A 23171-nucleotide genomic window follows, 5' to 3' on the forward strand; every position below is an offset into this window, starting at 1 on the left:
ACAAGGGGGCATAAAGCCCCCTTTTTTATTTTCTACTAATCATTTATTTAACCTATTGTTATCCGTTTTTAGCAATATTATCAATCTGTTGAAAAATACGTTTTTCCGAAATTGGGTATGGCGTTCCAAGCTGCTGGGCAAAAAAGTTAACTCTAAGCTCTTCTATCATCCAGCGAATATCTGTTATTGTCGTATCTTGTTGTCTGTCAGCAGGTAGTTTTTTCAATAACTGCTGATAAGCAGTCTGAACCTGCTCAATTTTCAGCATATGTGCCCTGTCCTTGTTTGGATCAAGTAACATTTTCTCCAGACGCTTTTCAATCGCTGTTAAATAACGATACAGATCATTAAGCCTTGTTGCTCCAGTTTGAGTGACAAAACCTTTATAGATCAGATTGGATAATTGCGCTTTTATATCTGACATAGCAAAAGCCATATTTAGATCAAATCGTCCTTTTAGCTTTTTATTAATGTTAAAATTCAGAGTCAGAATCTTCTCGACTTGTTTAGCTATCTCTACCACTGATTCATTAATATGTCCTTTGACATAAGACAACAGCTGTTCAAACTCTTCATTATTCCAGACTAAACCCCCATGAGATTTAATCAGTTGTTCAATACCACAAATAATACAATCATCAATCAGATCTAAAACAGAGCCAAAAGTATTAAAATATAGGCCTAGTTTAGCTTTATTTGGTAACTTTTCATGTAGATATTTCACTGGTGATGGAATATTTAATAACAGTAAACGGCGTAATCCGATTAACGCTAAGCGTTGCTGTTCTGACTCTGAATCAACCAGTTTGATACTTACACTTTGATTATCATCAACTAACGCCGGATAAGCTTTAATGGTATATTGACCACGCTTACTTTCATAAGATTTTGGTAACTGGCCAAAGTCCCATTCTGTAATATTCCGCTTCTCAATTTGTTCACTTTTTGTCGTTTTAGAAAGTGTTTGCTGAACTTTATCTTTTAGATCAGTTTTTAAAGATTGCAGATCTTTACTTTCCTGTAGTTTACGATCGTTTTGATCCAACACTCTAAAAGTCATTTTAAGATGATCCGGAATCTGATCCCATTGCCACATTTCCCGATCGATTGTGACACCACTCATTCGTCGAAACTCACACTCTAAAGATTCAAGTAATGGCATACCGAGTGGCTCTGCCCGGGATAAAAATGCTTCAGCATAATTAGGAGCTGGGACAAAATGACGCCTTATTGGTTTTGGCAAAGATTTAATTAAAGCGATAATTAATTCTTGTCTAAGCCCCGGAATTTGCCAGTCAAAACCTTGTTCACTAACCTGATTTAACACTGCAACTGGAATATGAACTGTTACACCATCAGCCTCATTACCCGGTTCGAACTGATAAGATAACGGTAATTTTAAGTTATTTTGCTGCCAAGAGTCTGGATAATCTAGCTGACTTACCTTACCTGCTGATTCCTTAATTAACATACTTTTTTCAAAGTTTAATAAATCAGGTTGTGATCTTTCTGTCTTTTTCCACCAGTTATCAAAGTGTCTGGCAGATACAATATCCACAGGTAGACGTTTATCATAAAACTGATATAAAACCTCATCATCAACTAAAATATCCCGGCGTCTGGATTTATGTTCTAGATCTTCAACATCATCCATTAACTGACGATTTTTCTGGAAGAAAGCATGTTTAGTTTGCCAGTCACCTTCAACCAAAGCATGACGAATAAAGAGTTCACGGCTAATAATGGGATCTATTGGTGCATAATTAACCGAACGTTGATTCACAATAGGTAAGCCAAATAGTGTGACTTTCTCGTTTGCCAGCGTAGTGCCCTGCGATTTAGCCCAATGAGGTTCACTATAACTATGTTTAATTAAGTGCTCAGCGAGTGGTTCAATCCATTCAGGATCAATCTGTGCAGCGATGCGCCCCCAAAGTTTTGAGGTTTCTACCAGTTCAGCAACCACACACCATTTAGGTGGTTTTTTAAATAACCCTGAATTTGGGAAAATAGAGAATTTAATATTACGTGCACCGGTATATTCATGCTTTTCTAAATCTTTCAGACCAATATGAGATAAAAGTCCACTAAGTAAAGAGCAGTGGATTGCCCGATAATCAGCAGCAACACTATTTACCGGAAATTTAAGTTCTTTAATCACTTGTCTTAGCTGGGTATAAACATCTTGCCACTCTCTGACGCGTAAATAGTTCAGATAGTCCTGCTTACATAATTTACGGAACTGACTGGCTGATAATGCTTCTTGTTGCTCCTTAATATAATTCCAGAGATTAACAAAAGTGACAAAATCAGACTCTTTATCTAAAAAACGACGATGTTTTTCATCGGAAGCCTGTTGTTTTTCTAAAGGACGTTCTCTTGGATCCTGAATAGATAAAGCGGCAGTGATGATCATAATTTCTTTAATACAGCCCTGCTTTCTGGCTTCTACTACCATTCTGGCCAGACGAGGATCTATCGGCAACTGTGCCAAAGTTTGACCAATTTGAGTCAAATGATACTGGCTTTGTTTTTGGTAGATAGCACCAAGTTCTTCCAATAAACGAATACCATCCTGAATATTACGTTTATCCGGCGCTTCAACAAAAGGAAACGCAGCAATATCACCAAGTCCGAGTGAGGTCATCTGTAAAATAACAGAGGCCAGATTGGTTCTTAAAATTTCTGGCGCAGTAAATTCATCACGCGAGAGAAAATCTTGTTCATCATAAAGACGAATACAAATACCATCAGATGTCCGCCCACAGCGACCTTTACGCTGATTAGCTGATGCCTGAGAAATTGGCTCAATAGGTAAACGCTGAACTTTGGTACGAAAACTATAACGGCTAATTCTGGCTAGTCCCGGATCAATCACATATTTAATACCAGGAACAGTCAGTGACGTTTCTGCAACATTGGTTGCCAGAATAATTCGTCGTCCAGCATGAGACTGGAAAATTCGATTTTGTTCTGCGGCTGATAGACGTGCATATAAAGGTAATACTTCAGTATGTAATAAATTTAAGCGATTTAACGCATCAGCCACATCACGAATTTCCCGCTCGCCAGTTAAGAAGATTAGAATATCACCTTTAGTCTCATACGAGAGCTCATCAATTGCCTGAATGATGCCCTGTAATTGATCTCCTTCGTCTTCACTATTGTCAGTTAAAGGACGATAACGCACTTCTACTGGATAAGTTCGACCAGAAACTTCGATCATCGGTGCATTATTAAAATGTTTTGAGAAACGTTCAGGATCAATGGTCGCTGAAGTAATGATCACTTTTAGATCTGGACGTTTTGGCAGGATCTGCTTTAAATATCCCAGAATAAAATCGATATTAAGGCTACGTTCATGGGCTTCATCGATAATAATTGTGTCATATTGCATTAGCAGTCGATCTTGCTGAATTTCTGCCAGCAAGATACCGTCAGTCATGAGTTTAATTAAGGTATTTTCACTCACCTGATCACTAAAACGAACTTTATAACCAACAGCTGAACCTATTTCAGTCTTTAATTCTTCTGCAATACGACTGGCTACTGATCTCGCTGCCAGACGCCTTGGTTGAGTATGACCAATATAACCGGCGATGCCTCTGCCAAGTTCTAAACAGATTTTAGGAATCTGAGTCGTTTTACCAGAACCTGTTTCACCAGCAATAATAACAACCTGGTTATCGCGAATCGCTTCATAAATAGCTTGTTTCTTTTCTGCTACAGGTAAATTGTCAGGATAGACAATAGCCGGACAGGATAATTTTTTTTGTTGATAACGAGACAGTGCGTCAATCACTTTTTGTTCTACTTGTGATAAAGCTTCAGGCGTTATAGTCCCCTGCTTTTTCAGTGATAACAGTTGACGACTCAATTTGAGTTTATCGCTAAGACAAACTTTATCCAATTGATTAAATAGGTGCTTTAATTGTTGCTGTGACATGATTTTAATAGAAATTATGTTATATACTGGTTTTGGATTCCGTTATTCGTTAGAATATTAGTAACTAACCCATCATTTTATTTCATTATATAACAAAGGAGTGACTATGAAAAAACTTATTGTTTTAATTGCAGGAGCGGCAATGTTAGCAGGATTAGCAGGTTGTGACTCAACATCAGAAAAGACAGCAACAACTGAAGACCTTTTACATCATCGTTTTGTGTTAATTCAGGAAAATGGTAAAGAAGTGCCAGCTGATAAACAAGCTTATATCGAATTTGGTGAAGGCTTAATGATCAATGGTAAAATGTGTAACCGTTTCTTTGGTAAAACGACCTTAACTGACGGTGTACTAACCAGCCCGGGAATTGCTTCAACCAAAATGTTGTGTGCTGACGAGCAACTAAATGCTCTTGACTCAACTATTGGCCAAATCTTTAAAGATGGTGCTAAAGCAACATTATCAGATAAAAACCTAACTTTAACTTCAGGCACAACAACTTTAGTTTATAAGTTAAGTGATTTAGTGAACTAATTTTTTAGTTTATTTAAGATTGAAAAGGCCAATTTAGATTGGCCTTTTTTATTTTTGATGTGGATTTTAGCGGGGAGTACGCCCCGCTGGCGTGATTTTTTCGGGTATTGTATGGTTGAGGACGAACTGCGCTACCATGAGTAACCACTTTTTTATGTTTGTTATTAGCATGGGTGTCAGGGCGGACTGCGCCGCCCTGGCGCAATGTTTCTGGTGATGTTGCCTGTTCCGTGGGTTTGATGGCTGACCATACCATAGAGGTGCCCGCTCGGGGACTCGCTAAGACCTCTAAAGTATGGTTTCCATCAATCAAAGCGTCGGTGACTTCTCAAAATAGTTTCCAATATCAAAAAACCACTATCTAAAAGAATTTGGATAAAAAAATTCTTAAATTCTTAAATTCTTAAATTCTTAAATTCTTAAATTCTTAAAAGAATGTATTTTCTCTGTCTTGAATGTCAACTGAATAAGGTGTTATGTCTTTCTTAGTTAAGTATCAGATGCCGTGATTGATGGAGAGCGTACCTCATAGGTCTTAGCGAGTCCTCGAGCGGGTGCCTATGGGGTGCGGTAGGCCATCAAGTCGCACTGAAATTTGCAATCACATTCTAAAAAACATCCCCGGGGGATGTATCCCCCGCGCACACCAAGCTGATAATCACACCCTAAAAAACATACACACCAGCAGAATGTACTCCCCACCCAGACCCCAAGCTAATACATATACCATTTTTATCATTCATTTAAAATTGTTTATCTTACAAACAACCAATTGATTTATATTTAAAAAAATATACTTCTTTCATATAAAAAATAATAACCTTTATAATAAAAACCTTTATTTAAAAGCGGGATAGGACTATAATGAAACCGTATCCAGAACCCCCATTTAGTGAGTTAAGAACCTTGAATATAAACGTTTCTTCCTTACATAAGATAAATTGCAACAACCTAAAAAACTTAGGTCGATCCCTAGATCAACCTTAAAATCATACCAATGCCCAGGCATTGGTTTTTTTATTTTTAATAAACTTAAACCGGAACTAAGATATTATTATGAAAAAGACGAAAATTGTTTGTACTATTGGACCGAAGACAGAATCCAAAGAAATGTTAACAAAACTGCTTGCTGCAGGCATGAACGTAATGCGTCTTAATTTCTCTCATGGCGACTATCAAGAACATGGTCAACGTATCCAAAATCTGCGTGATGTAATTCAAGAAACTGGTCGTAAAGCGGCTATTCTACTCGATACTAAAGGTCCTGAAATCAGAACTATTAAACTTGAAGGTGGCAACGATGTTTCATTAGTTGCAGGTCAAACTTTCACTTTAACAACTGATAGCTCAGTGGTTGGTAATCAGGAACGCGTTGCTGTTACTTACAAAGGCTTAACTCAGGATTTACAAGTTGGTAATCGTGTTCTTATCGATGATGGTCTAATCGCGATGGAAGTTAAAGAGATCAAAGGTAACGATGTTATCTGTACTGTTCTTAATAACGGTGATCTTGGTGAAAATAAAGGTGTTAACTTACCGGGTGTTTCTATTCAACTTCCTGCTCTTGCTGAAAAAGATAAACAAGATCTTATCTTTGGTTGTGAGCAAGGTGTTGATTTCATCGCGGCATCGTTTATCCGTAAACGTTCTGACGTTGAAGAAATCCGCGCTCATTTAAAAGCTCATGGTGGCGAAAACATTCAAATTATTTCTAAGATTGAGAATCAGGAAGGTTTAGATAACTTTGATGAAATTCTTGAAGCTTCTGACGGTATCATGGTTGCTCGTGGTGACCTTGGTGTTGAAATCCCGGTAGAAGAAGTTATTTTTGCACAAAAAATGATGATTCAAAAATGTAATCGTGCATCAAAACCTGTTATCACTGCAACTCAAATGCTTGATTCAATGATTAAAAACCCACGCCCTACTCGCGCAGAAGCTGGCGACGTGGCAAATGCGATCCTTGATGGTACAGATGCAGTAATGTTATCTGGTGAAAGTGCTAAAGGTAAATATCCTTTAGAATCTGTTTCTGTAATGGCAACAATTTGTAGTCGTACAGACAATGTCATGCCAGCTTCACTTGAATTACTTCATAAACCAACTGAGAAACTACGTATTACTGCTGCTGTTTGTTGTGGTGCTGTTGAAATTGCTGAACGCTTAAATTCACCACTTATCATTGTTGCAACACGTAGTGGTAAGTCAGCGAAAGAAGTTCGTCATTACTTCCCAACTGCTCGTATTGTAGCATTAACATCTAATCCAAAAACAGCAAATCAACTAATCTTAACTAAAGGTGTTGAGCCAAGTTTAATTGACCCGATTAACTCGACTGATGACTTCTACCGTTTAGGTAAAGAAATCGCGTTAAGTAAAGGTCTGGCTAAACCAGGTGATACTGTTGTTATGGTTTCTGGTGCTCTTGTACCAAGTGGAACAACCAATACTACATCGGTACATCGTCTGTAACAGACATATGCTTTTTACTAAAGATGATAAAAACCAGCAAAATTGCTGGTTTTTTATTTTTTCTTTATTTAAAAAAGGTATACTGGACAAACTATTGAACTATTTTAAGTTACTTTCATATTTTCACTGATGTAAGGTAGATCTGGCAATGAATCAAGAGAATGTTTACCTCAAAAAGGAACTGAGCTGGTTAGCATTTAATGAACGAGTGTTGCAAGAGTCGGCAGATCAAAGCACGCCTTTAATTGAGCGTATTCGCTTTTTAGGAATTTATGCCAATAATCTGGATGAGTTTTATAAAGTTCAGTTTGCTGATTTAAAACGTACAGTCCTGATCAATCAGGAACAAGGTAATTCATCGGGTTCAAGCCAGTTACTTAAACAAGTGCAACAACGCGTTATGCAATCAGAAGTCCAGTTTGAAGCGCTATATAATGAACTTCTGCTTGAAATGGCACGTAATCAAATCTTCTTAGTCAATGAACGTCAGTTAACCTCCCATCAGGAAGAGTGGATTCGTCTCTACTTTAAGCAGAATTTACGCCAGTATATCACCCCTATTTTGCTTGATAGTTATACCGATTTGATTCAATTTCTAAAAGATGACTTTAGTTATCTGGCAGTTGAAATTATTAATGGTACGGAAACTAAATATGCACTGCTTGAGATTCCATCAGATAAAGTCTCCCGTTTTGTGCTATTGCCTTCTAGTGCTGCCAGTAAAAACAAATCTATTATCTTTTTAGATAATATATTACGTTACTGCTTATCAGATATTTTTAAGATTTTCTTTGATGCTACTGAGTTTAATGCTTATTCAATTAAAATTACACGTGATGCTGAATATGACATTATCTATGAACTCGATGCCAGTTTCCTTGATTTGATGTCTTTAGGTTTAAAACAGCGTTTAACCGCTGAGCCAGTACGTTTTATTTATCAAAAAAATATGCCTAAAGAGTTGATTGAGCTCCTGATGCGTAAGTTAAAAATTTCCGCTTATGATGCTATCCCGGGTGGTCGTTATCCAAATTTTAAAGACTTAATGCACTTCCCAAGTCTGGGGCGACCTAATTTACTGAATAAGCCATTACCACCTCTTTCTTATCAACGCTTTAAGAAGTTCCGCAATGCATTTGATACGATCAGAGAACAGGATGTGTTGCTCTATTATCCATACTACTCTTTTGAGCATGTACTGGAAATCATGCGTCAAGCCTCTTTTGACCCAAATGTCACTCAGATTCGTATCAATATTTACCGTGTAGCAAAAGATTCGCGCATAGTGAACGCTATGATTAATGCTGCTAATAATGGTAAAAAAGTAATGGTAGTTGTTGAGTTACAGGCTCGTTTTGATGAACAGGCTAACATTCACTGGGCTAAACGCCTGACAGAATCTGGTGTAAAAGTGATCTTCTCACCGACTCGTTTAAAAATTCACGCTAAGCTATTTTTGATAGACCGCAGAGAGAATGGTGAAATAGTTCGTTATGCGCATGTTGGTTCTGGTAACTTTAATGAAAAAACCGCTCGTCTTTATACTGACTTTTCCCTGTTGACAGCCGATCCGAATATCACGGCAGAAGTCAGAAAAGTGTTCAACTTTATTGAAGAACCTTATAAACCAGTGACGTTTGAACATTTACTGGTTTCACCACAAAATACCCGTGATCGTCTGTATTACTTCATTCAACGTGAAATTGATAATGCTGCACAAGGCAACTACGCAGCTATTCGCTTAAAAATCAATAGCCTGACCGATCAGGGACTGATTGATAAATTATATGAAGCTTCCCGTTCTGGAGTGAAAATCCGTATCGTATGTCGTGGTATGTGTGTTTTAGTACCGGGCATTGCTGATTTAAGTGAAAATATTGTCGTCACCAGTATTGTTGACCGCTTCCTGGAACATGCCCGGGTTTATATTTTTGAAAATGGCGGAGAGCAAGATACCTATATCTCCTCCGCTGACTGGATGCCACGTAATATTGATGGCCGAATTGAAGTCGGAGTAAAAGTTGTGAATCCGGCTTTAAAGAAAGTGATTCACGATATATTTAGCATACAAACCAGCGATAACGTCAAAGCAAGAATTATTGATAAAGAATTTAGTAATAAATATGTGCAACGTGGTAATAAACGTAAAGTACGCGCCCAGCTTGCTATCTATGATTATCTAAAACAACGAGAAAGTGACCCTAATTAACTGGAGATCTAATGGTTCCTCAATCTGTTCAAAATGATACAACATTCGACGAATATGCTGTTATTGACTTAGGTTCTAATAGTTTTCATATGGTTGTGGCTCGTCACGTTAATGGTTCATTTCAAATACTTAATCGAATCAAACAACAAGCTCGTTTAGCTGCTGGACTTAATAAAAATAAAGAGCTGGATCAGGAAAGTATTGATCGCGGAGTAGTTACACTGTCACTCTTTGCCGAACGATTAAAGAATTTTCCGCCAGAAAATGTCAAAATTGTCGGTACTCATTCCCTTCGTGTAGCAAGAAACCGTAACGAATTTTTAAAAGCTGCAGCTCAGGTATTACCCTATCCTATTGAAGTGATTTCCGGTCAGGAAGAAGCTCGTCTCATTTATTTTGGTGTGGTACAGACAGAACCGACTCATGATCTTAAACTGGTGATTGATATTGGTGGAGGTTCGACTGAACTGGCTATGGGCACTGATATAGAACCCAATTTTGTTGATAGTCGCCCGATGGGATGTGTAACCTATACTCAACAATTCTTCCCGGAGCAGAAAATCACACCACAAGCCTTTAAAAGAGCAACGCTTGCTGCGGAACAACAACTGGAGAAAATTGCGCTACCGATTCAAAAATCGGGCGCTCAGATTGCTTTTGGGGCCTCAGGCACAATTAAGTGTATCTATAATATCCTGCTGGATATGGGTGTTGAAGATGGAATTATCACGACTAAACGCTTAAATGACCTTATCTCTTACGTTTTTGAGTTTAAAACGTTTGATGAGATTAACTTCCCGTCTCTTTCTGCTGAGCGCAGACCTTTGTTTGTCGCCGGGCTAGCGATTTTAACCGGACTCTTTAATGCCTTAAAGTTAAAAGAGATGCACTATACACAAAGTGCTTTACGTGAAGGTGTTTTATATGAAATGACGGAACAATTCAGTGAATTAAATGTTCGTCAGCGTACAGCACTTGGATTATCAGCTCAATACAGTATTGATAATAAGCATGCCAATAAAGTCGTCAACACCACTAAACATTTATATCAACAGTGGAGTAAACAAGTTCCATCAACCTTAGCTAACCCGACGATGGAATCTATTTTATATTGGGCTGCCCTGCTGCATGAAGTAGGACTCAATATCAACTACTCTGGCATTCAAAAGCATTCAGCTTATATTTTACAAAACAGTAACATGCCCGGTTTTAATGAAGAACAACAGCTTCTGCTTGCAACTCTGGTACGTTTTCATCGTAAATCAATTAAAGTCCAAAGTATTCCTTCATTCAGCTTATTTGAGCCAAAACAGGTTGCAGCCCTAATACAGATTCTGCGTTTAGCAGTGCTGATTAATAACCAAAGACAGCTCGATCTACCGCTTGAGGCTTTTAAACTCAGTGTTTGTGACAAAATGACTAATTGCCTTTCACTCACAATTGATCAACAGATATCAGAACAACATGGGCTAATGTTATTAGATTTAGAGCAGGAACAAAATTACTGGGAACCGGTAAAAGACTGGCAGTTGCTTGTGAATGTTTGTTAGTAGTTCTGATATAATTCCAAATAATTATTTAAGGTAAAAATGCTGATTATTAAAGGGTTATTTCTAGGATTACTTTGTGGCGCCCCTCTTCATATCATTTTAATCACTTTTGTTGGGATTAAATATGATAAAGACCTCCCCCTTTAATTTTTGCTTTTTTTATCAGCCTTATGATAGCCTCTATTCCTTTTGGGATGGGAGCTAGTTAATTCTCCTAAATGGCATAAAAAAATATTAGAGGCCTATGTTTTTTGAAAAAGAATAATCGGGTATGTCATGATTAAAGAATTAAACAATAAATCAAGTATGAGCATAATTAGTACAATGAGAAAACGATCCTGAAAGACTGGAGTCATAATATTTAATGAAATACTCTAATAATTTTATGCGATATTCAAATTTTCAATATTACATTTCTACTAGTGTTTTTATATTAGTAAGCTTTTTATTAAGTGCTTGCACAACAAATCTTATAGTAACACCCAGAGAGTTACCTATAGGCATATTGGGAGAGCCCTATTATGCTGAAATAGATATTAAAGGTGGTTCTGGGCATATTAGTGGAGGAAGCTTTTCTTACTCCATTCATCCTTTAGATTCAGGAATAGAGCTTATACCTGACTACAGTATACCCACATCTTACAATCATCTAATTATTAGAGGTATACCAGGTAAACTTGAAAATATTAGAATTACTATAAGCGCAGAAACAATAAATACTTCATTTGGGAATAGCTCACAAATATTAGATAAAACTTATATTATTAAAATTGAAGAATCCAAATAAGGATCTATTTTTTCATTAGAAATAAATGAATAATCATGTTATAACAAGCTCCATTAAGCTATGAACATTACTAGTTGGAGCCAGAAACAAAGTTCGAACTCGCGACTTTTATTTTTTAATGGGTATGAGCAAATGGCAATAAAACCACAGAAAGAGATTCTTTTAACCAATAATCTGAGAAAGATTCGCTCACAGGTTCGTAAAGTCCCGACTTCCCTACTCGACCAACTTTTAACTAAGTTTCAGCAAGTGGTTAATGAACGCCATGAGTCAGATAAACAAGCTCAAAAAGCGTTAGCGGAACACAATAAGAAAGTCGAAAAATATCTGACGATGATGCACTCTGATGGCGTAAATATCAATGATTTAGTGATTGGTTCCACCTTTCCTGCTTTTAAAAAGCCACGCAGAACTCGCAAAACTCATGGACCCAAATATCAATATCAAAATCCAGCCGGAGAATTAAAAACCTGGAATGGACAAGGGCGTATGCCAAAACCTATCCGTGTAGCGATTGAGAAAAAGCAAAAGATGCTGAATGATTTTTTAATCAAATAATGTCTGCTTTTTGATTAGACTGGTATTTGCGGGGGAGACATCCCCCTATTATGTTTTTTGGGAGCGGTTGCAGGCTCCGTGGGTTTGATGGCCTACCGCACCCCATAGGGACCCGTTCGTCAGGCTCACTAAGACCTATGAGGTACGCGCTCCATCAATCATGACTTCTCAGTGATAATCAGGTCACTCCTACAAATAAAACATTGCTTAATTTAAGGACTCACATATTTTATTAAATATTTGATTTTAATGAATATTTCACCATTATTTTAAATTCACAACCCTTTGATTTTATTAAAGATTTTAATTGAAATATAAACTATTTAGTTGCTAACTGATAGCTGATATCAATCCTTTGGTAGATATCTTCTATCGGTAAAGAACCATCAAGACAGATGGTATACCAGTGCTTTTTATTCATATGATAGCCGGGAAAGAACGTTTTATGATCAACAACTGCAGTAACCTCTTCCGGATTAATTCTTAGATCGAGAATCTCGATTATTTCATCTGATTCAATACCTAATTTCCGTTTAGACAAAGTCAGTATTGCACCATACCATTTACTGGTATCTTTTCTTCTGAAAATTGCGTTATTAGGAAATTTTGGCCACAGAAACTCCAGCTCATCATGGTAAGTATTTCGGATGTATTCAATAATCTTTTTAGCATCATCACTTTTAAATATATTTAGTTCAAAACATTGTTCAGCAATTTTCTGCAACACATTATGATAATCCGCTCTGACCATACCGACAAACGATCCGCTGGCTTCAACGGTCTTGTGTAGTATTTATTCCTCATCTGATGCAAGATCAAGAACTTGGGTATTTATTTTTCCGTCTTTAGTGATTGTGACAACCATCTGAAACTGGTCATTAGCAATGTTTCCTAAATAGATGTGTTGATCATTATTTTTAGTAAAACCAAATGGAATCAGTTTATTTATATTTAATTTTCTATTGTTAAATATAGCGTCAGACATATGAATTCCCTTTCTGTAATTTTATTTAGGGAATTATAGTCTTTTTAGGATTTAAAATTAAAGTCGTGTTTGGAGTTGTTATCAGATGGTTTTTTGCGGGAGCACGTCCCGCGTTCGTGTTTCTTTGTGTCGTTGTTTGTTATTAGCATTGGGATTGGGGCGGACTGCGCCGCCCTGGCGCAATATTTTTGGTGTTGATTTTCGATTCTGTGAGTTTGATGGCCTACCGTACACCATAGGCACCCGCTCGAGGACTCGCTAAGACCTATGGAATACGCTCTCCATCAAATTTAATTTTCAGTATCTCTTTAAAAACCTAAACAATAATCTCTTGATTTCTTAATCTTTTATCTGTGAGTGTTATTTGATGCATACTGAGCTTGGCGGTGCTATGGAGTAAGCGTTACATGGCTTGCATGTTCAGCGCATCGGAATAGTACCGCTAAGCTCACCCACAGGTTAATATTCCACGAGACCAAAGATCAAAAAGCGCGGCATAGCCGCGCAACAAGATAAACTTAAAAACGTTTTTTAATTGCTCGTTTTACATCACCAAATTTGATCTGTTTAGAACGTCTGTTCTTACTTTTATCAACAACGACTTTACTCTTTTCTTCAACAGATAATCCCACTAAAGAACGTAAGTAGTTAACCTGATTTAAATCTAACTCAACCCAGCCACCTCTTGGCAAGCCTTTTGGTAAATCAATATTACCATAACGGATACGAATTAAGCGGCTGACTTGTACTTCAACAGCTTCCCACATACGACGTACTTCTCGATTACGACCTTCTGTCAGAACCACATTGAACCATTGATTTAAACCTTCACCACCTTGTGGTTTAATCACTTTAAAAGATGCCATGCCGTCTTCAAGCTGAACACCTTTTTTCAGTTGAAAAAGTTGCTTTTCTGTCACTTGTCCAAAAACACGCACAGCATATTCACGCTCAATTTCGTGTCTTGGGTGCATTAGACGATTGGCCAGCTCACCATCAGTAGTGAATAGTAATAAGCCAGAAGTATTGATATCCAGACGACCAATATTTACCCAACGAGCATTTTTTAGACTTGGCAAACGATCAAAAACGGTTGCACGACCTTCCGGATCATTACGAGTACAAACTTCACCTTCCGGCTTGTAATAAGCCATTACCCGGCAGATCTCTTTATCTTTAGCACGTAGTGGAATAACATGCCCATCTAAACGAATTACTGGTGACAGATTAATATCTACCCGATCACCCAGTTTAGAAATCTGTCCGTTTACACTGACTCGCCCAGCAGAAATTACCGTTTCCAGTTCACGGCGTGAACCATGACCCAAATTTGCTAATACTTTCTGAAGTTTCTCTGTTTTATCTGTACTCATCTTGTCCTCTCGTTACCTTCACAGGTATCAATAAAAATCATTTTAATCGTTTTATTCAAACGGTTTTGTATCACCACTACCCTGACGTAAAACAACAGGATAGCCACTGGTTAAATCAATAATTGTAGTTGGTTGCTGACCAATATAGCCGCCATGAATAATCGCGTCTAACTGATGCCCAATGCGATCTTCAATCTCTTCTGGATCGGACTGAGCAAAATCATCACCCGGTAAAATTAAAGTGGTGGACATTAAAGGTTCGCCAAGTCTTTCCAGTAAAGCTAAGTCAATTTTATTATCCGGAATACGTAAACCAATAGTTTTGCGTTTTTCGTTCATCAGCCGTCTTGGTACTTCTTTAGTTGCTTCCAGAATAAATACGTAGCAACCTGGAGTATTATTCTTTATTAATCTGAATGTTGTATTATCAACGTAAGCGTATAAAGAGAGTTCCGACAAATCACGGCACATCAAAGTAAAATTATGATTTTTATCCAGCTGTCTGATTTGGCAGATTCTTTCCATCGCCCCTTTGTTATCAAGTAAACAACCTAAAGAGTAACCCGAATCAGTCGGGTAAGCGATGACTCCACCATCTTTTAAAATCTCAATCACCTGATCAAGTAAGCGTGCCTGAGGGTTGTCGGGATGGATATAGAAAAATTCGCTCATCGTTATTTACTCACATAAAGGCCTGTTATTTAATTGAGGCACATTATACTACCAATTGTTCCAAATTGGCTGCACATTTTCAGATAATGGAGGTGTTTTACCAAGATCAAGATAATTATTGAAATCATGAAAATCTGAGCCACGTGAAGCTAAGAACTGGTACTGCATGGCATATTTAGCCAGCATATAGAAATCGTCCTGACTCTGACGGCTTTGTGAAACCTCAATTCCATCACCACCAGCTGCTTTAAATACATCAAATAGTTTACGTAATTTGGCCCCCGTTAAATCATAACGGGAAGGATGAGCCAGAACAGCCTGTCCACCTGCAGCATGAATGGTTTGTACTGCTTCTCCAATAGAACACCACATTGGTGGCACATAAGCGGTGCCACTTTTACCTAAATATTTTTTAAACGCTCGTTTAATGTCAGGAACAAAGCCCTTTTCAACTAAAAAGCGGGCAAAGTGAGCGCGGGATACAATCTCACCTTTAGCATGTTCCTGAGCACCTTCATAGGCATTCATAATACGTGTTCTTTCCAGCTTAGCGCTGATCGCTTTAGCCCGTTCAATACGATAAGCAGATTGATTTTTTAACAGTTCAATCAGTTGTGAATTATTTGGGTCAACATTTAAGCCAACAACATGAATATCTAACCCGCTCCAGACTGTTGAAATCTCAACACCATTAATTAGTTTTAATGGTAAGTCGTGAGTTTTAATTGCAGCATGAGCTTCTGCTAAACCATCTGTACTATCATGGTCGGTGATAGCCAGCACATCAACACCATTTTCAACAGCTCTGAGCACCACTTCTGTAGGCGATAAAATACCATCAGACGCGATGGTATGGCTATGCAGATCATAATTTTTAGGTTCAGCAGACATGTCGTTCACTTCTTAATAAATCAAACCAGTTCGGAGAGAATCTTAATGCTTTTTTACGATAACGGTGTAATATACCACATATTACTCATTTTTGATAAAAGTAGGTGTCTTATGAATAGTAAAATTGCATTAGAGCAACAAGAAACAGAGAATATCATTGATGAATTACTGGCTGATGGCAGTGATCCTGATGCGTTTTATCTTATCGAGCATCACTTATCTTCACCTGATTTTGACAAATTAGAGAAAGTGGCAGTTGAAGCATTTAAACTCGGTTATGAAGCAACAGATCCGGAAGAGTTTTTAGATGAAAATGATAATACACTTATCTGTTGTGATATTGTTTCTGAAGTTCCACTTGATGCAAAACTTATCAATGCACAAATTGCTCAACTGATTGAACTGGCTGAAAAGTTTGGCGTCAATTATGACGGCTGGGGCACCTATTTTGAAGGTGAAGATGATGCCAGTGATGACGAATATGATTATAGTGATGATGATGAAGACATCGATGGCGAGGATTATGACTCAGACGATGAGCAGATTCATTAAGATTTTTAGGGCGGATTAACCGCCCTTTCTTTTGGGTGCTATTTGCCTTATATCTTTTGTTCAGAGTAAATCTACGCCTAGTGTTTGTCGGGGGAAACATCCCCCCGGAGATGTTTCTTTTGGAGTGTTGCTAGTTCCGTGAGACTTGATGGCCTACCGCACCCCATAGGCACCCGCTCGATGACTCGCTAAGACCTATGGGGTACGCTCTCCATCAATCAATACTTTCCAGTTGTAAATCTATTGCTACCCACCATATCAAATAAAATGAAATTAGATCTGACTTTATTTTATTTGTCAGATTTATTAAAACTTCTCAATATAATTTCTATCAATGTAGATTCTTTACTTATCTCTTAAATAAAAAATTATTATTAATCAATAGGTTATTTTTACATTAAATTATTTAATCTTTTGATTAAATTGAAGAATTTACTATTTTTAAGATCCAAAAGTGCGGCTACGCCGCGCAACTGTATTTTTGAAGAATTTAGGGTTTTATATTTTAAGATCCTGAAACATTTCTGTTTCTAGAATTGACGGAGACCATATTGTAGAGGTCGCAGTCGGCCTGACGAACGGGCGCCTCTGCGGTATGGTAGGCCGTCAAGCTCACGGAGTCAGCAACCACACCTAAAGATACACGCCTGCGGGGCGTGCTCCCTGCTAATTCCCATGCTAATAAACCCTAAACCCATAAAAAAACGGGGCGAATGCCCCGTTTCATCTATAAATACAAATAAATAACTAACTATTAGTATCTAAATCATCAAAGCTTTTTACCACTTCGTCGATCGCTTTCATTTGTTTTAAGAAAGGTTCTAATTTTGCCAGTGGTAGTGCTGATGGGCCATCACATTTTGCACTGGTTGGATCCGGATGAGATTCAAGGAATAAACCGGCAATACCAATCGCCATACCAGAACGAGCCAGTTCTGTCACCTGACCACGACGTCCGCCTGATGCTGCACCCAGTGGATCACGGCATTGTAGTGAATGAGTTACGTCAAAAATAACCGGCGAACCTTTACTCACTTCTTTCATGATATTGAAGCCAAGCATATCAACCACAAGATTATCATAACCAAAGCAAACACCACGTTCACAAAGGATAATCTGGTCGTTACCTGCTTCTTCAAACTTCTCAACGATATTACCCATTTGACCTGGACTTGCAAATTGTGGTTTTTTCACATTGATTACAGCACCAGTTTTAGCCATTGCCACTACTAAATCAGTTTGACGTGCTAAAAATGCAGGTAACTGGATAACATCAACTACTTCAGAAACAGGTTGAGCCTGTTCTTCTGTATGAATATCAGTAATAATTTTCACACCAAAAGTCTTTTTCAGTTCCTGAAAAATTTTCATCCCTTCTTCAAGACCAGGACCACGATATGAATGAACAGAAGAACGGTTAGCTTTATCAAATGATGCTTTGAAAATATATGGAATGTTTAATTTATTTGTGACTTCAACATAATGTTCACAAACACGCATAGCCATATCACGAGACTCAAGAACATTCATTCCGGCAAATAGTGTAAACGGTAAATCATTTGCAACTTTGATATCACCAACTTTAACAATTTTCTGTTTCATAAATTAACCTTCCTTTAATGAGGGTAACGATTTAATAATCTATTTAGTAGTCTGTATAAACTAAATCTGTAACTAATATAATGCAAAACTAAGGTTTAAACCAACGTCCAAGAGTGACTCTATCATTACCGCTATAATCGGTATAGGTTGTCACCAGCTGAAAACCACGTTGTTTAAAAATCATCTGTACAGCCTCACCCTGCTGCCATCCATGTTCTATGAGTAACCAGCCATACTGTTTTAAGTGCTTAACAGAGACTTCGACAATGGTTTTAATATCAAGTAATCCCTGATCACCGGCAACCAAAGCACTCAGCGGTTCAAAACGCACATCACCACGGGATAAATGCGGGTCAGCGGCGTCAATATAAGGCGGATTACTGACTATCATTGAAAACTTTCTATTCTTAACCGGTTTAAACCAGTCACCTTGTAGAAAGTAGATATTATCTACGCCGATTCGGTCTGCATTAGACTGAGCCAGTTTGATCGCTTCAATATTGTAATCAATCGCAGTAAACAGACAATCAGGACGCTCCGTTGCCATAGCAATTGCAACAGCACCAGTACCAGTACCTAAATCCAGAATTTCACAAGGTTCTTTAGGTAAACGCTCAAGCGCCAATTCAACTAACTTTTCAGTATCAGGACGCGGAATTAACGTAACCGGAGAAACAGCAAACGAGAGTGACCAGAACTCTTTCTCACCAGTAATATAAGCAATCGGCTCACCTTTTTTACGACGTTCCAGATAGTTGTTAAGCTGAGTCATTTCTTCCTCTGTGAGCTTAGTTTCACTAAATGCCATCAAAAAGGTACGAGTTTTTCGTGTGACAAAACTTAAAATAATTTCAGCATCACGTTTTGGACTGCCACTGCCAGCCAAAGATTGTGTTGCTTGTTTTAGCCACTCTAAGTACGTCATTATTCTTGGTCCGATAACGCTGCTAATTGGTCTGCCTGGTATTCCTGAATGATTGGGTCAATCAGAGATTCTAACTTACCTTCCATCACTTCATCTAAACGATAAATCGTCAGGTTGATACGGTGATCAGTAACACGGCCTTGTGGGTAATTGTAAGTTCTAATACGATCTGAGCGATCACCAGAACCAAGTAAGTTACGACGAGTCGATGCTTCAGCCTGCTGGCGTTTTTGCATCTCAGCATCCTGAATACGTGCAGCAAGTACCGACATTGCTTTGGCTTTATTCTTATGTTGAGAACGCTCATCCTGACATTCAACCACAATTCCAGTTGGAATATGGGTGATACGAATCGCAGAATCGGTGGTATTAACGTGCTGACCACCGGCACCTGATGAGCGGAAAGTATCAATACGCAGATCAGAAGGATTAATTTCAGGTAATTCTGCTTCCGGGATTTCAGGCAGTACAGCTACAGTACACGCTGAGGTATGAATTCGACCTTGTGATTCAGTCTCAGGTACACGTTGTACACGGTGCCCACCTGATTCAAATTTAAAGTGACCATAAGCAGTATCACCACTGATCAGTAAAATAATTTCTTTATAGCCACCATGCTCACCATCGCTGCTGTTCATGACTTCTACGCGCCAGCGTTTAGATTCAGCATAACGGGCATACATACGATATAGATCACCAGCAAAAATAGCGGCTTCATCACCACCGGTACCAGCCCGGATTTCCACAAAGCAGTTACGATCATCATTAGGATCTTTTGGAAGTAATAATACCTGTAAGTGATTTTCCTGTTCTTCAACACGGGACTTGGCATCCTGCAGCTCTTCTTGCGCCATTTCCGCCATTTCAGGATCACTAAGCATCATTTCTGCTGCTTCAATATCGTCCTGAGTTTGTTTCCATGCTTCAAAGCATTTTACTACGTCAGTTAACTGAGAATATTCTTTAGATAGTGCTCTAAAACGATCCTGGTCTGAGATAGTCGCCGGATCGGAAAGTAACGCCTGAACTTCTTCATAACGTTCTTTAAGTGTTTCTAATTTTGCAATAATAGATGGTTTCATATAATGATTTTAGTCCAATTATAACTATTTGATTTTATTACGGTTTTTTTATTTTTCGATGAGTTATCTTGCTAAGGTTCATTAAGACCTAAGCTATCACTAAGTAGTGTCAGACATTCACACTCCTGACTTGCTGCGTAAGACAATGTCACGGTTGGGGCATGAATTAAACGATTAGTCAGACGATGACTAAGTAAACGAATCACTTCATTAACATCAGCACCCTGTTCAATGGCATGTAGTGCTTTATCTTCTAACTGCTGTTTAATAAGTTGTGCCTGCTGACGATACTCTTTAATAAGTTCAATTGCGGTGCGTGATTTTAACCATAGCATAAACTGCTCAGATTCTTCCTGAATGATATATTCGGCTTCCTGTGCTGCAACCGCTCTCTGCTCTAAATTGGTGCTAATAATACTTTGTAAATCGTCAACTGTATATAAATGTATATGTGCCAGATCAGCTACTTCTGCTTCAACATCACGGGGCACTGCCAGATCAATAAATAGCATCTCTTGATTATTGCGGGCCTGCAAGGTACGCTCAACCATACCTTTACCAATAATTGGTAGCGGGCTAGCTGTTGAGCTAATAACAATATCCACATCTTTTAAACGATGGGCAATTTCAGGCAAAGAGATAATTTCAGCATCAATATTGACGGCCAGTTTGAGCGCCTTCTCACGTGTGCGATTGGCGATAATAATTTTATTGAAGCCATGTTGTCTTAAATAGCGGGAGATCAGTTCAATTGTTTCACCAGCACCAACCAGCATAACGTTTAGCTGGTGAGCTTCGCTAAAAATCTGTCTTGCTACTGTACAGGCAGTATAAGCAACAGATGCTGTATTAGCCCCGATCTTTGTTTCTGTTCTGATACGCTTAGCGACATTAAATACTCGCTGGAACCACTTACTGAGCTCTACGCATGCTGTGCCATTTTCCTGTGCATACGAAAAGGCTTGTTTTACCTGACCAAAAATTTGTGGTTCACCAATAACCAGTGAATCAATCCCACATGCTACACGCATCAGATGATCAACCGCTTCTTTATCAGTATACCAATACAAACTGTCGGAATACTCTGCCAGTTCAATACCATGATATTGACATAACCATTTTTCGGTAGCTTTTTTGACGCGATCTAAGTCAGAAATCTGCTCAAAACTTAAATAGATTTCAGTACGATTACACGTGGACAAAATAACGCATCCACCAAGCAGTGGATGTTGAGATAAATGATAAAGCGCACGATCAATAGATTCCGGGTTGAAAGCAATCTTTTCCCGTAATTCAATTGGCGCTGTTTTGTGATTAACACCTAATATCGCTAATGACATGCAAACCGTATTGTTGATTTATATAGATAAAATTATACTATTTTGGTTAGTTGCAGATTATATCATAAAATTAGGAATAATTTATCAATCATCAATAATTCCGTTATAATATTTATTCACTACTTTCAGGTACCTATATTATTATGATTCAGACAGTATTTAATCGTTATAAAACCGTTTTAGTTTTAACCACAGCACTAATCCTAAGCGCTTGTACGACCAAAACTCAGCTATCAGGTACACCTGAAGAAAACTGGCAATCTCGCCAGGTTGAATTGCAAGCTATTACCTCTTTTCAGGTTAACGGAAGTCTGGCCTACCTGTCTGATAAAACAAAGCAGTATGCACGCTTTTTTGTTTCTCAAACATCTGTTTCTGATTATGAAATTAAGTTAACCACGCCACTTGGTAGTACTGTCATGACTTTGGTTTCTAAACCTAATATGGCATGGGCGATCGATAAAGATGGCAACCAGTTCAGCGGTGCAAATATGGAACAGATACTTTATCAGCTTACAGAGATGAATATTCCTCTTACCTCTTTACATCAGTGGTTAATCGGACTGTCAAATAACCCGGAACAGGATCAACTGGATTCATCCGGACGTTTAAGACAGACACAATTTAGTCAGGATGGTGTTAACTGGCAATTGAAGATTGATCGTTATATGAGTAGTAATAAGAACTTATCATTACCAGCACAACTGGAGCTTATGCACCGTGATGAAATTATTCGTTTAAAAATGAATAGCTGGACGTTATAAGATGATTCGTTGGCCATCTCCAGCAAAGCTGAATCTATTTTTATATATTACCGGTCGTCGTCCAAACAGTAGTTACCATAACTTGCAGACTTTGTTTCAGTTTCTGGATTATTGTGATTACTTAACTTTTCAGGTACGTGAAGATACTGAAATTAATCTTCTGACGCCAATTAAAAATGTTCCTGACCAATCTAATCTGATTGTAATTGCAGCTAAACTTCTGCGCTTATATGCGCTGGAAAATAAAATTCATACTGATAAACCAATGGGAGTGGATATCTCTATTGAGAAAATCTTACCGATGGGTGGTGGTATTGGTGGCGCCTCTTCTAATGCTGCTACAGTACTTGTGGCGATGAATAAGCTGTGGGATTTAAATCTATCTACTGAACAACTGATGGATTTAGGCCGCAAGATAGGTGCTGATGTGGCTATCTTTATTTATGGACACTGCGCTTTTGCAGAAGGTGTTGGTGATCAGTTCCAGCCCGTACATGTGGCTGAGAAGTGGTATATCGTCGCCCGCCCAGATGTTGAGATTTCAACGGCTAAAGTCTTTGGTGAACCTGACTTAAAACGTGACAGCGTAACTAAAAATATTACCGAACTGCTGAATTCCCCTTTTTCAAATGACTGTGAACCGGTAGTCAGACAGCAATATCCTGAAGTTGACCGTGTTATTCGAACTTTATCGAAGCATTCTCTGGCTCGCCTGACCGGAACAGGTTCTTGTGTTTTTGCTGAGTTTGAAAGTGAAGCAAAAGCCAGACAGGTTCAACAATGTTTACCAGATGATATTGAAAGTTTTGTGGCTAAAGGAGTCAATTACTCTCCTTTGTTAAATTTTTCCGCATAATATAAAATATCAAATAAAATCAAATAGTTACACTTAAAAAGTAAATCATCAATTTATATTAAAAGCCTGCAT

General features: G+C 38.1%; 19 protein-coding genes. 9 read left to right on the forward strand and 10 right to left on the reverse strand.

The features are described 5' to 3' along the window. Positions 1–58: 58 nt before the first annotated feature. Positions 59–3946 (reverse strand): ATP-dependent RNA helicase HrpA, encoded by a 3888-nt coding sequence (gene hrpA / locus IPMB12_RS10585; protein WP_166917390.1) that lies wholly within the window; start codon positions 3944–3946, stop codon positions 59–61. Between the two features lie 106 nt (positions 3947–4052). Here hrpA and IPMB12_RS10590 point away from each other — a divergent pair, with 106 nt between their 5' ends. The 6 genes from IPMB12_RS10590 to IPMB12_RS10615 all read left to right on the forward strand — a co-directional run bounded on the left by IPMB12_RS10590 (position 4053) and on the right by IPMB12_RS10615 (position 12057). Further along, entirely contained in the window at positions 4053–4481 is a 429-nt protein-coding gene (locus IPMB12_RS10590) for an META domain-containing protein (RefSeq protein WP_166917391.1), read from the forward strand. A gap of 1056 nt (positions 4482–5537) precedes the next feature. Beyond that, complete coding sequence (gene pykF, locus IPMB12_RS10595; protein ID WP_166917392.1) at positions 5538–6953, forward strand: pyruvate kinase PykF; 1416 nt, start codon at positions 5538–5540, stop codon at positions 6951–6953. Positions 6954–7101: 148 nt separating this feature from the next. Continuing rightward, positions 7102–9162, forward strand: a complete 2061-nt coding sequence (gene ppk1 / locus IPMB12_RS10600; protein ID WP_166917393.1) for a polyphosphate kinase 1 — start codon at positions 7102–7104, stop codon at positions 9160–9162. A gap of 11 nt (positions 9163–9173) precedes the next feature. Then, positions 9174–10712 carry an exopolyphosphatase gene (ppx, locus tag IPMB12_RS10605; protein ID WP_166917394.1) on the forward strand — a complete coding sequence of 513 codons (1539 nt, stop codon included), beginning with the start codon at positions 9174–9176 and terminating at the stop codon, positions 10710–10712. A gap of 364 nt (positions 10713–11076) precedes the next feature. Further along, positions 11077–11499 (forward strand): hypothetical protein, encoded by a 423-nt coding sequence (locus tag IPMB12_RS10610; RefSeq protein WP_166917395.1) that lies wholly within the window; start codon positions 11077–11079, stop codon positions 11497–11499. A 132-nt stretch (positions 11500–11631) separates the two neighbouring features. Then, positions 11632–12057, forward strand: a complete 426-nt coding sequence (locus tag IPMB12_RS10615; RefSeq protein ID WP_166917396.1) for an H-NS family histone-like protein — start codon at positions 11632–11634, stop codon at positions 12055–12057. 319 nt (positions 12058–12376) lie between these two features. On the opposite strand, the gene IPMB12_RS12130 is transcribed toward IPMB12_RS10615, so the two are convergent. The 5 genes from IPMB12_RS12130 to IPMB12_RS10635 form a co-directional block, all read right to left on the reverse strand. Then, positions 12377–12808 (reverse strand): MmcQ/YjbR family DNA-binding protein, encoded by a 432-nt coding sequence (locus IPMB12_RS12130; protein WP_208293491.1) that lies wholly within the window; start codon positions 12806–12808, stop codon positions 12377–12379. A gap of 42 nt (positions 12809–12850) precedes the next feature. Next, the gene (locus tag IPMB12_RS12135) at positions 12851–13042 is read right to left on the reverse strand and encodes a hypothetical protein (protein WP_208293492.1); all 192 of its coding nucleotides are present in this window, start codon (positions 13040–13042) and stop codon (positions 12851–12853) included. Positions 13043–13560: 518 nt separating this feature from the next. After that, the gene (rluB, locus tag IPMB12_RS10625) at positions 13561–14415 is read right to left on the reverse strand and encodes a 23S rRNA pseudouridine(2605) synthase RluB (protein WP_166917397.1); all 855 of its coding nucleotides are present in this window, start codon (positions 14413–14415) and stop codon (positions 13561–13563) included. A gap of 51 nt (positions 14416–14466) precedes the next feature. Continuing rightward, complete coding sequence (locus IPMB12_RS10630) at positions 14467–15087, reverse strand: L-threonylcarbamoyladenylate synthase (RefSeq protein WP_166917398.1); 621 nt, start codon at positions 15085–15087, stop codon at positions 14467–14469. Between the two features lie 48 nt (positions 15088–15135). Then, the gene (locus IPMB12_RS10635) at positions 15136–15978 is read right to left on the reverse strand and encodes a PHP domain-containing protein (RefSeq protein WP_166917399.1); all 843 of its coding nucleotides are present in this window, start codon (positions 15976–15978) and stop codon (positions 15136–15138) included. Between the two features lie 111 nt (positions 15979–16089). On the opposite strand from IPMB12_RS10635, the gene rraB reads away from it, so the two are divergent. After that, positions 16090–16530: a ribonuclease E inhibitor RraB gene (gene rraB / locus IPMB12_RS10640; protein WP_166917400.1), complete on the forward strand. Its 441-nt coding sequence runs from the start codon at positions 16090–16092 to the stop codon at positions 16528–16530. Between the two features lie 747 nt (positions 16531–17277). Here the strand turns inward: rraB and kdsA are convergent. From kdsA to hemA, 4 genes are all read right to left on the reverse strand, one after another. Continuing rightward, on the reverse strand, positions 17278–18132 hold the full coding sequence (gene kdsA, locus IPMB12_RS10645) for a 3-deoxy-8-phosphooctulonate synthase (protein WP_166917401.1): 855 nt from the start codon (positions 18130–18132) through the stop codon (positions 17278–17280). An 88-nt stretch (positions 18133–18220) separates the two neighbouring features. Continuing rightward, positions 18221–19057, reverse strand: a complete 837-nt coding sequence (prmC, locus tag IPMB12_RS10650) for a peptide chain release factor N(5)-glutamine methyltransferase (RefSeq protein ID WP_166917402.1) — start codon at positions 19055–19057, stop codon at positions 18221–18223. Further along, positions 19057–20139, reverse strand: a complete 1083-nt coding sequence (gene prfA, locus IPMB12_RS10655) for a peptide chain release factor 1 (protein WP_166917403.1) — start codon at positions 20137–20139, stop codon at positions 19057–19059. Before prfA ends, prmC begins: the two co-directional genes overlap by 1 nt. 71 nt (positions 20140–20210) lie before the next feature. Next, positions 20211–21479 carry a glutamyl-tRNA reductase gene (gene hemA / locus IPMB12_RS10660; protein WP_166917404.1) on the reverse strand — a complete coding sequence of 423 codons (1269 nt, stop codon included), beginning with the start codon at positions 21477–21479 and terminating at the stop codon, positions 20211–20213. 143 nt (positions 21480–21622) lie between these two features. Between hemA and lolB the strand changes: the two genes are divergently transcribed. Next, positions 21623–22243, forward strand: coding sequence for a lipoprotein insertase outer membrane protein LolB (lolB, locus tag IPMB12_RS10665; RefSeq protein WP_166917405.1), 621 nt, complete (start codon positions 21623–21625; stop codon positions 22241–22243). A gap of 1 nt (position 22244) precedes the next feature. Next, positions 22245–23099, forward strand: coding sequence for a 4-(cytidine 5'-diphospho)-2-C-methyl-D-erythritol kinase (ispE, locus tag IPMB12_RS10670; protein WP_166917406.1), 855 nt, complete (start codon positions 22245–22247; stop codon positions 23097–23099). Positions 23100–23171: the final 72 nt, after the last annotated feature.

This window comes from Zophobihabitans entericus, assembly GCF_011745665.1.
GTDB classification, from domain to species: domain Bacteria; phylum Pseudomonadota; class Gammaproteobacteria; order Enterobacterales; family Orbaceae; genus Zophobihabitans; species Zophobihabitans entericus.

Coding starts and splice junctions, on each gene's coding strand:
- hrpA (WP_166917390.1), bottom strand. CDS start 3,946: ATGTCACAGCAACAATTAAAGCACCTATTTAATCAATTGGATAAAGTT.
- IPMB12_RS10590 (WP_166917391.1), top strand. CDS start 4,053: ATGAAAAAACTTATTGTTTTAATTGCAGGAGCGGCAATGTTAGCAGGA.
- pykF (WP_166917392.1), top strand. CDS start 5,538: ATGAAAAAGACGAAAATTGTTTGTACTATTGGACCGAAGACAGAATCC.
- ppk1 (WP_166917393.1), top strand. CDS start 7,102: ATGAATCAAGAGAATGTTTACCTCAAAAAGGAACTGAGCTGGTTAGCA.
- ppx (WP_166917394.1), top strand. CDS start 9,174: ATGGTTCCTCAATCTGTTCAAAATGATACAACATTCGACGAATATGCT.
- IPMB12_RS10610 (WP_166917395.1), top strand. CDS start 11,077: ATGAAATACTCTAATAATTTTATGCGATATTCAAATTTTCAATATTAC.
- IPMB12_RS10615 (WP_166917396.1), top strand. CDS start 11,632: ATGGCAATAAAACCACAGAAAGAGATTCTTTTAACCAATAATCTGAGA.
- IPMB12_RS12130 (WP_208293491.1), bottom strand. CDS start 12,808: ATGGTCAGAGCGGATTATCATAATGTGTTGCAGAAAATTGCTGAACAA.
- IPMB12_RS12135 (WP_208293492.1), bottom strand. CDS start 13,042: ATGTCTGACGCTATATTTAACAATAGAAAATTAAATATAAATAAACTG.
- rluB (WP_166917397.1), bottom strand. CDS start 14,415: ATGAGTACAGATAAAACAGAGAAACTTCAGAAAGTATTAGCAAATTTG.
- IPMB12_RS10630 (WP_166917398.1), bottom strand. CDS start 15,087: ATGAGCGAATTTTTCTATATCCATCCCGACAACCCTCAGGCACGCTTA.
- IPMB12_RS10635 (WP_166917399.1), bottom strand. CDS start 15,978: ATGTCTGCTGAACCTAAAAATTATGATCTGCATAGCCATACCATCGCG.
- rraB (WP_166917400.1), top strand. CDS start 16,090: ATGAATAGTAAAATTGCATTAGAGCAACAAGAAACAGAGAATATCATT.
- kdsA (WP_166917401.1), bottom strand. CDS start 18,132: ATGAAACAGAAAATTGTTAAAGTTGGTGATATCAAAGTTGCAAATGAT.
- prmC (WP_166917402.1), bottom strand. CDS start 19,057: ATGACGTACTTAGAGTGGCTAAAACAAGCAACACAATCTTTGGCTGGC.
- prfA (WP_166917403.1), bottom strand. CDS start 20,139: ATGAAACCATCTATTATTGCAAAATTAGAAACACTTAAAGAACGTTAT.
- hemA (WP_166917404.1), bottom strand. CDS start 21,479: ATGTCATTAGCGATATTAGGTGTTAATCACAAAACAGCGCCAATTGAA.
- lolB (WP_166917405.1), top strand. CDS start 21,623: ATGATTCAGACAGTATTTAATCGTTATAAAACCGTTTTAGTTTTAACC.
- ispE (WP_166917406.1), top strand. CDS start 22,245: ATGATTCGTTGGCCATCTCCAGCAAAGCTGAATCTATTTTTATATATT.